The organism is Stenotrophomonas sp. AS012628, from assembly GCF_010608305.1.
In the GTDB taxonomy this organism is placed as follows: Bacteria; Pseudomonadota; Gammaproteobacteria; order Xanthomonadales; family Xanthomonadaceae; genus Stenotrophomonas; species Stenotrophomonas geniculata.
Genome location: NZ_VMBJ01000041.1, coordinates 36,045 through 45,595, shown reverse-complemented (window position 1 = coordinate 45,595; position 9,551 = coordinate 36,045). Strand labels below are relative to the sequence as shown.

The window sequence follows — 9,551 nt, the reverse complement described above, 5'->3', positions numbered from 1 at the left end:
AGCCCCCAGGGACGGGTTTACGGCGTCCCCCGCAATTCCACCCATCCCGGCCAACCTCATGATCGTGCAGACCCCACCGACTACGAAGGGCTCAGCCGTTGGCCGAAACCCTCACCCCGCCCGCAGCGCCGCCGCCGCCGCCCACCGCGCCGCCACCCGCGGCGCCGTAATGCACACCGCCTGATCGGTCACCGTCGTCACCGCGCGCTCCAGCAGCTGGATATCCGCCTCATGTTGGCGCGCCACGTGCGGATCCTCGAAGAAAATCGCACGCTGGCAGCGCCCCTCCAGCACCCGGTCGGCAATCTGCGCATCACCGCCCATCGGGCCGCTCTGGTAGCGCGTCACCCACGGCGTATCACGTGGCCAGCCCCGGCTCCAGGCCAGTTCGTTCAAACGCTGGCCGGTGGTGCCCGTCGCCACCCGCTCACCGAACCGGGCCAGCACATCGAAGTGCTCATCGGCGAAGGCCAGCATCGCCGGCTTCATCGCATCGTGCGCGATCAGCGCCAGCGTCTGGCCTTCGAACGCATGCAGGTCGTCGGCGCCGCCGTCTGCCGCCAGCCCGGCGTGGACGCGCTCCACTTCGACCCAGTCGCGTGCGGTGGCCACGGTCGAAATGAACGGCTTGCCGTGAATCACGCACTGGCGCTTCAGCGCCGTGGCTTCCGGAAATACCGAGGACGGATCGACCGGGTCGATCAGGTAGATCGCGCCATCCAGTGTCCGATCCGGACCCATGCCAACGACTTCGGCGACCAGCTTCATCAGGCCACCCTCGCGACCGTAGGGATAACGGTGCAGGCCCGCGTACCCGGCCAGGAAGCCCTGTCGTTCGATCGCGTCATGGGTGCGACCGACCGCATGCAGCGACACGCCCAGTTCGCGCAGGCCGGCCTCGCTGCTGCGCAGCCAACGGAACAGCGCGGCGCGCGCGTCGTGGTGATGAAGACGGTTGGCAGCCAGGCCGATGCGCATCGAACGCTCCGCAGTTACGGGGGAAGGCGGCAGTGTATGTCGGCATTCCCCTATCTGGATGCTTTTACAACTTTCTTCATTGCCGTCGGTCCGCACGTCGATAGCGTGGCAGGCAGCGGTACCGCAGCGCGGCCGTTCCTTCCGCCCGCGAGATGAGGATGCCTACCGTGAATGTCGCCGGCTTCCCGGCAGCCATTGCTGTCATGGCCAGCCTGCTGCTGCCTGCCACGGCCTCCGCCACGGGCTGCAGGACACCGCTGCGCATCGCCTGGCCTTCCGACCGCGCACCCTTGTCGTCCAGCGAACAGGGTGAGGCACGGGGGCTCGGCGCGGTGTACCTGGAGCTGTTGGGCCGGCAACGGCCACTGCAGCTGCTGCCCGTGCCGGCCGCCAGCGTGGACCGGGATGAGCTGCCGGCCGGCACCCAGGCGCTGCTGGGGTGGCCACGCTCGCAGCTGCCCGCCGGGTGGGTGGCCAGCACGCCCTACCTGCAGCTGCCACAGGTGATCGTCCGCCGGGAGGGTACGCCGCCGGTGCTGGGCCTGGAAGATCTGCGTGGACGCACCGTGGCCAGCCCCAGCCGGATGCCGCTGCAGGGGCTGCTGGCCGAGCAGGCAGCGGGTGCACAGCTGCTGCCACCGGCAGCGCTGGACGATGCGCTCCCGCTGCTGGGCACCGGATTGATCGATGCGGTCGTCGCCAACCTCGGCGACGTCGAGGCCGCGTTGCGCCGCTACCAGGGCGATGCACTGCTGATCGCTGCGCCGGCCGGTTTCGATGATGCCCTGGTGCTGGCGACCACGCCCGCCTGCGCCGATGTCATCGTCGGCTTCGAGCACGCGCTGTCGCAGCTGACCGATACCGAGCGCGAACAGATCCGCGCGGACTGGCTGCCGGACCGGCCGCGTAATTCCCCGTCATCGTCGCCCCTGCGCTGGCTGGTGCCGGCCTCGTTGATCCTGCTCGCCCTGGCGCTGGTACATGCCTACGGTTACTGGCGGGTGCATCGCGAAAGCGTGCGCCGCCGAGTAGTGGAGCAGCGCCTGCAGGAGGTGACTGCGAACCTGCCGGCGGTGGTCTACCAGGCGCGTCGGTCGGCGGGCGGCCATTACAGCTTTCCGCAGATCGCCGGTGACGTGCAGGCCCTGTTCGGAATCAGCGTGGAGACCGCGCGGATCGATCACCAGCGGTTGTTGGCCGCGGTCCATCCGGATGACCGCAGCCAGGTGATGGCCTGTGTCGAGACGGCTGCATTGGCGCGTGGCCCGATCGACGTCACTTTCCGCACCCGTTCGCCACAAGGGTGGCGATGGGTGCGTTCGCATGGGCGGCCGTTGCCCTGCGACGACAGCGACGTCGAGTGGAGCGGCTATTGGATCGACGTCAGCGAGGTGCAGTCACGTACCCGCGCGCTGGCCGACGCGCGCCGCCAGGCCGAACAGGCAGCACAGGCCAAGGCGCACTTCCTGGCAACGATGAGCCACGAGATCCGCACCCCGATGAGCACCTTGCTGGGCATGCTCGAACGGCTGGCGGGCAGCAGGCTGGAGGCGCGCCAGCAGCAGGTGCTGGCCACGGTCGATGATGCCGCGCGGATGTTGCGGCAGATCCTCGACGATGTCCTGCACAGCCAGCGCCTGCAGGGCGCACCACTGCAGCTGCGGCCCATCGATCTGGCGGCACTGGTGCGCGCGGTGCAGCAACTGCTGATGCCGGTGGCCGCCAGCCGCGGCCTGCACCTGCAGGTGGTGCTGGATCCGGAGATGCAGCCGGGATCGCTGGCCGACGGCCTGCGCCTGCGCCAGATCCTGTTCAACCTGGCCGGCAACGCATTGAAGTTCACCCGGCAGGGCCACGTGGAACTGCAGGTGCAGGTACTGCAGCAGCGTGACGGCGGCCAGCGGCTGCGCCTGCAGGTGAGCGACAGCGGCGTGGGCATCAGCGAGGAACGCCAGCAGGCGGTGTTCGCCGCCTATACCCAGGCGGAGCGCTCGACCACACGGCGCTTTGGCGGCAGTGGGCTGGGCCTGGCGATCTGCCGCGAGCTGGCGACCTCGATGGGCGCGGAGCTGCAGCTGCGCAGCTCACCCGGGAAAGGCACCACGGTCTGGCTGGATCTGGACCTGGATGCCTGCGAGGCACCCGTGGCTGCACCTTCGGCGGCGGTTGCGGACGAGCGTCCATTGCCGGCGTCGCGCGTGCTGGTGGCTGAAGACCATCCCACCAACCTGCATCTGCTGGAGCAACGCCTGTGTGCGCTCGGGTTGCAGGTCCACGCCTGTACCGACGGACGGTCGGCGCTTGCAGCATGGCAGGCGCAGCCGTTCGAGCTGGTGATTACCGACTGCCACATGCCGGGCATGGACGGCTTTGCACTGGCGCGGGCGATCCGCGCCGATGCCTGCCCGGCGCGCGCGCAGGTGCCGATCATCGCGCTCACGGCCAGCGTGATGGAAAGCACCCGCGAAGCCTGTCGTGTGGCTGGCATCGACCACTTCCTGGCCAAGCCGGTGGAGCCGCACGTATTGCGGGCGCTGCTGGCGGTACTGCTGGTGCCGGACTCAGTGGGCCAGTAGCCGCACGATGCTGGCGGCGGCATCGCGGCCCTCGGCCACGGCGGTCACTACCAGATCGGCACCGCGCACTGCGTCACCACCGGCGAACAGGCGCGGATGCGCGGTCTGGAACGGCAGGCGGTCCTTGCCGCCGGCCACGATGCGGCCGTTGGACTGGCCTTCCACGCCATGCTCGGACAGCCATGCCGGCAAGGTCGGCGAGAAGCCGAAGGCGATGATCACCACGTCCGCTTCCAGCAGCGATTCGCTGCCCTCGATCGGCACCGCGTTCTGGCGGCCGTTGGCATCCGGTTCGCCCAGCCGGGTCTCGACCACGGTCACGCCGATCACTTCGTCATCAGCACCGGCCTCGATCGACAGCGGCTGGCGGTTGAACAGGAAGCGCACGCCTTCCTCGCGTGCATTGGCCACTTCGCGCGCGCTGCCCGGCATGTTCGCTTCGTCACGGCGGTAGGCGCAGGTGACCTTGGCTGCGCCCAGCCGCACGGCGCTGCGCACGCAGTCCATGCCGGTATCGCCGCCACCGAGCACCACCACGCGCTTGCCGTTGAGATCGGGCAGGGCGATGGTGTCTTCCCAGCCGGCGATCGGCCGGCCCTCAGGGTCATCGCCACTGACGATGCGGCTGTTCTGCACCAGGAACGGCAGCGCCGGCAGCACGCCCTTCAGGTCCTGGCCGTCGAGGCCGCCATCGGTGTAGCGGTAGGCGCCGGTGCCGACGAACACGGCGTCGTGGCTGTCCAGCAGCTGCTGCACGCTGACATCGCGGCCGATCTCCACGCCGAGGCGGAACTGCACGCCCATGCCTTCGAGCACTTCGCGGCGGCGATGGATCACGTCCTTGTCCAGCTTGAAGCTGGGAATGCCGAACTGCAGCAGGCCGCCGATCTGTTCGTAGCGGTCGTAGACCACGGCGGTGATGCCAGCGCGTGCCAGGCGGTCGGCACAGGCCAGCCCGGCGGGGCCGGCGCCGATCACCGCCACGCTGTGGCCGGTCGGCTGCACCGCGCCCAGGTCCGGGCGCCAGCCGCTGGCCAGCGCGGTATCGACGATGTACTTCTCCACCGCGCCAATGGTCACCGCACCGAATTCTTCCAGCGTGCAGCTGCCTTCGCACAGCCGGTCCTGCGGGCACACCCGGCCGCACACTTCCGGCAGCGGATTGGTGCTGTGGCACAGCGTGGCCGCCTCGTGAATGCGGTTTTCCTGCACCAGCTGCAGCCACTGCGGAATGGCGTTGTGCACCGGGCACTTCCAGCTGCAGTAAGGATTGCCGCAGTCCAGGCAGCGGCCGGCCTGGTACTGGGCGTCTTCCTTGCCGAACTTGCCGTACAGCTCGCCCCAGTCGCCGGACGTGCGCAGTTCCACCGGAATGCGCTGCGGCATGGTGCGGGGCAGGTCGAGGAACTGGAAGGCGTGCTTGCGGCTCATGGCGGGCTCTGGAATGCGAGGGGGAACGTTGCCGGCCAGCGGCCGGCACTACCGGAAAACATCACGCAGCGCGTCGCAGGGTTTCGGTCAGCGACTCGATGCTGGCGGCCTTCGGTTTGACCAGCCAGAACTTGCCGATGTAATCGCGGAACTCGTCCAGGATCTGCTGCGCCCAAATGCTGCCGGTCAGCTCGCGATGGCGGCCGATCAGGCGGTGCAGGTGCTGGCGGTAGTTCTCGAAGCCCTCGGCGGAGACGCGATGGATGTCGATCAGCTCGTGGTTGTAGCGATCGACGAAATCGCGGTCCACGTCCAGCACGTAGGCCAGGCCGCCGGTGAAGCCGGCGCCGAAGTTCAGGCCGACCTTGCCCAGCACCAGCACCACGCCATCAGTCATGTACTCGCAGCAGTGGTCACCGGCGCCTTCCACCACCGCCAGTGCGCCGGAATTGCGCACCGCGAAGCGTTCGCCCGCGCGGCCGGCGGCGAACAGCTCGCCCCCGGTGGCGCCATACAGGCAGGTGTTGCCGATGATGGCGGTGCTGCGTGCCTCGAAGCGGGCGCCACGTGGCGGGCGCACCACCAGGCGGCCACCGGCCATGCCCTTGCCGACGTAGTCGTTGGCTTCGCCTTCCACTTCCAGGTGCAGGCCACCGACGTTGAACGCGCCAAAGCTCTGCCCGGCGCTGCCGCGGAAGCGCAGTTCCAGCGGCGCCTCGGCCATGCCCTGGTTGCCGTGCGCGCGCGCCACTGCACCGGCCAGGCGGGTGCCGATGCTGCGGTCGGTGTTGTGGATCAGGAAGCGGTGTTCGCCGCCGCGCTTGTGCTCGATGGCCGGGGCCAGCAGGCCATCCATCTGCGTGGCCAGGCTGTCCGGCGATTCGTACAGCCGCTGTGCGGCGCAATGGCTGCCCTCGTAGCGGCTGTCGGCCAGCAGGCGTGACAGGTCCACGCGCACGCCATCACGGGGCGCTGCCTCGATCTGCCGCAGCAGGTCGGTGCGGCCGACGACTTCTTCCAGCGAACGCGCGCCCAGGTACGACAGCCAGCCGCGCACTTCTTCGGCCAGCAGGCGGAAGAAGTTCTCCACGCGCTCGGGCTGGCCGGTGAAGTGGTTCTCGCGCAGGCGTTCGTCCTGGGTGGCCACGCCGGTGGCGCAGTTGTTGAGGTGGCAGATGCGCAGGTACTTGCAGCCCAGCACGATCATCGGCGCAGTGCCGAAGCCGAAGCTGTCGGCACCCAGCAGTGCGGCCTTGACCACGTCCAGGCCTGTCTTCAGGCCGCCGTCGGTCTGCAGCAGGGTGCGCCCACGCAGGTCGTTGGCCAGCAGCGCCTGGTGCGCTTCGGCCACGCCCAGTTCCCACGGCACGCCGGCATAGCGGATGGAGCTGACCGGCGAGGCACCGGTGCCGCCGTCATGGCCGGAAATGGTGATCAGGTCCGCGCCGGCCTTGACCACGCCCGCGGCAATCGTGCCGACGCCGGCATGGCTGACCAGCTTCACCGAGACCAGCGCGGTTGGGTTGACCTGCTTGAGGTCGTAGATCAGCTGGGCCAGGTCTTCGATGGAATAGATGTCGTGGTGCGGCGGCGGTGAGATCAGGCCGATGCCCGGCCTGGCATAGCGCAGGCGGGCGATCAGCTCGTTGACCTTGTGGCCGGGCAGCTGGCCGCCTTCGCCGGGCTTGGCGCCCTGCGCGACCTTGATCTGCAGCACCTCGGCGTTGACCAGGTACTCAGCGGTGACACCGAAGCGGCCCGAGGCCACCTGCTTGATCTTGCTGCGCTTTGCGGTGCCATAGCGGGCGGGATCCTCACCGCCTTCGCCGGAATTGCTGCGGCCACCGAGGCGGTTCATGGCAATGGCCAGCGCCTCGTGCGCTTCCGGCGACAGTGCGCCCAGGCTGATCGCAGCAGTATCGAAGCGCGGGAACAGGGTACTGGCCGGGGCGACCTCGTCCAGCGGCACGGGCGTGGCCGCTGGAACCAGTTCCAGCAGGTCGCGCAGCGCCGACGGCGGCCGTGCATGCACGGCATCGCAGTACTGCTGCCACGCACGCGGGTCACCGCTGCGCGCCGCGCGCTGCAGGGTGGTCACCACGTCCGGGTTGTACATGTGGTACTCGCCGCCGTGCACGTACTTCAGCAGGCCGCCAACATCCACGTCCTGCTGTGCGTCCCAGGCCTGCGCGCACAGCTCACGCGCGTCGGCGTCCAGGCGGGCGAAGCCGGCGCCGCCAATGCGCGAGGCGGTATCCGGGAAGCACAGGTCCACCACGTCCGGTTCCAGGCCGATGATCTCGAACAGCTGCGCGCCGCGGTAGCTGGCCACGGTGCAGATGCCCATCTTCGAGATGATCTTCGACAGGCCCTTGTAGACGCCCTTGCGGTAACGGCGGCCGATCTGCGACTGCTCACCGCCCTTGCTCAGCTTGAGGATGCCGCGGCGGCCCAGATCGAACAGGGTCTGGTAGGCCAGGTACGGATACACCGCGGTGGCGCCGAAGCCGAGCAGGCAGGCCATGTGGTGCGGGTCGCGCGCGGTGCCGGTCTCGACGATCAGGTTCACGTCGCAGCGCAGGCCCAGGCGCGAGAGGTGGTGGTGGATGGCGCTGGTGGCGAGCAGGGCATGCACCATCGGCCGCCCGGCCACCGGGTAGCGGTCGGACAGCAGCAGCATCACCATGCCGTCGCGTGCGGCCTGCTCGGCTTCGGCGCAGATGCGCTCGATGCCGGCACGCAGGCCCTCGTCTTCGCTGTAGGACAGGTCGAGCAGGCGATTGGCCTGCACGTACTGGTCCATCTTCAGCAGCTGGCGCAGCTTGCGCTGGCTCAGCACCGGCGAGTTGAGGATGACGTGGTTCACCGTCTCCGGGCCGGCATGGAAGATGTTGGTCTCCCTGCCGAGCTGGGTGGACAGGGACATCGCGCAGTCTTCGCGCAGCGGATCGATCGGCGGGTTGGTGACCTGCGCGAAGGCCTGGCGGAAATAGTCGTACAGCGGGCGACTGCGCTGACTCAGCACCGCCATTGGTGTGTCGTCGCCCATCGAGCCGGTGGCTTCCTGCTCGGTCTCGGCCAGCGGCCGCAGCACCTGCTCCACTTCCTCGCTGCTGAGCTGGTACAGCTTGTGGTAGCTGCGCAGGGTACCTTCGTCGAAGGGTTCTTCCACCAGCGAGGGGTCGATCAGTTCGGTCTGCAGGTAGGTCACGCCCTGCTGCAGCCACTGCTTGTACGGCGCGCGACCACGGTTGATGCGGTCGACCGCGTCGGAGTCGAGCAGGTCACCACGCTTGAGGTCGATGGCCACCATTTCGCCTGGGCCGAGCTTGCCCTTGCGCACCACGCGCTCGGTCGGCACTTCCCACACGCCCGCTTCGGAGGCGACCAGGAAGTGGCGGTCGGCGGTCAGCATCCAGCGCGCCGGACGCAGGCCGTTGCGGTCGAGGGTACACACGGCGTAGCGGCTGTCGCAGGCGACGATGCCGGCCGGGCCGTCCCACGGCTCGCTGTTGAGGCCATGGAATTCGTAGAACGCGGCCAGGTCCGGATCCTTGAATTCCAGCGACTGCGTGGCCGGCGGCACCAGGATGCGCAGTGCCTGGATCAGCTCCATGCCACCGGCGACCATCAGCTCCAGCATGTTGTCCAGGCTCTGCGAATCCGAACCGTGCATGGAGATGACCGGATCGAATTCGGCGATGTCGAAGCGCGGGGTCTTCCACACCTTGCTGCGCGCCTGCGCCCAGCGCCGGTTGCCTTCGATGGTGTTGATCTCGCCGTTGTGGGCGAGCATGCGGAACGGGTGGGCCAGCGGCCAGCGCGGCAGCGTGTTGGTGGAGAAGCGCTGGTGGAACACGATGGCGCTGGAGGCCAGTTCGCGGCGCTGCAGGTCGGGGAAGAAGCGGCTGAGCTTGTCCGGCAGCACCATGCCCTTGTAGCTGATCGCATCCGGGGTGAGGGTGGTGACGTAGAAGTCGGTGTGTTCGCGCAGCAGCTGCTCGCTGCGGCGACGGGCCAGGAACAGCGCCAGCGCGAAGCCGGCATCATCCTGGCCGACGCCGGCGTCGACGAACACCTGTTCGATGCGCGGCAGCGTGTCGCGCGCCAGCTGGCCGCAGACGCTGTCGTCGGTCGGTACCTCGCGCCAGCCGGCAACCTTGCAGCCCACCGCTTCCACCTGCGCCTGCAGCTGCGCGCGGCAGGCCTGCGCCGCGTCGGCGTCGTGCGGCAGGAAGACCAGGCCGGCGGCGAAGCGTGCGGAGACCGCGATACCGGCTTCGCTGGCCAGCAGTTTCAGGAAGGCATCGGGGCGGCGCAGCAGCAGGCCACAGCCATCACCGGTCAGGCCATCGGCGGCGACACCGCCACGGTGGGTCATGCGCGAAAGCGCGGCGATGGCGGTATCAACCAACAGGCGCGATGGTTGATCGTCGAGCTGGGCGACCATGCCAAATCCACAGGCATCGCGCTCGGAGCGCGGGTCGTAAAGCCCTTGGCGGTTGCGGGGGGCCATCTCTACCTCGATGCGTATAGGGTTGGCGGCGACACTCGTCCCCGCTCATT

The 9,551-nt window shown here is 68.7% G+C and carries 4 protein-coding genes; 1 reads left to right on the top strand and 3 read right to left on the bottom strand.

Annotated features, from left to right (window positions below; all coding sequences use genetic code 11):
• Positions 1-111: 111 nt before the first annotated feature.
• On the bottom strand, positions 112-978 hold the full coding sequence (locus tag G5A07_RS16595) for a methylglyoxal synthase (protein WP_010487313.1): 867 nt from the start codon (positions 976-978) through the stop codon (positions 112-114).
• Positions 979-1,145: 167 nt separating this feature from the next.
• On the opposite strand from G5A07_RS16595, the gene G5A07_RS16590 reads away from it, so the two are divergent.
• On the top strand, positions 1,146-3,554 hold the full coding sequence (locus tag G5A07_RS16590) for an ATP-binding protein (protein WP_043397826.1): 2,409 nt from the start codon (positions 1,146-1,148) through the stop codon (positions 3,552-3,554).
• On the opposite strand, the gene G5A07_RS16585 is transcribed toward G5A07_RS16590, so the two are convergent.
• Both G5A07_RS16585 and gltB read right to left on the bottom strand, forming a co-directional pair.
• Positions 3,540-4,985, bottom strand: a complete 1,446-nt coding sequence (locus G5A07_RS16585) for an FAD-dependent oxidoreductase (RefSeq protein ID WP_010487309.1) — start codon at positions 4,983-4,985, stop codon at positions 3,540-3,542. The two genes, G5A07_RS16590 and G5A07_RS16585, sit on opposite strands and share 15 nt — an antisense overlap.
• A gap of 61 nt (positions 4,986-5,046) precedes the next feature.
• Positions 5,047-9,501, bottom strand: a complete 4,455-nt coding sequence (gltB, locus tag G5A07_RS16580) for a glutamate synthase large subunit (protein ID WP_049480401.1) — start codon at positions 9,499-9,501, stop codon at positions 5,047-5,049.
• Positions 9,502-9,551: the final 50 nt, after the last annotated feature.

What these genes read in the sequence shown, in the direction of transcription:
- G5A07_RS16595 (WP_010487313.1), bottom strand. Translation starts at nt 978, where the DNA reads ATGCGCATCGGCCTGGCTGCCAACCGTCTTCATCACCACGACGCGCGC.
- G5A07_RS16585 (WP_010487309.1), bottom strand. Translation starts at nt 4,985, where the DNA reads ATGAGCCGCAAGCACGCCTTCCAGTTCCTCGACCTGCCCCGCACCATG.
- gltB (WP_049480401.1), bottom strand. Translation starts at nt 9,501, where the DNA reads ATGGCCCCCCGCAACCGCCAAGGGCTTTACGACCCGCGCTCCGAGCGC.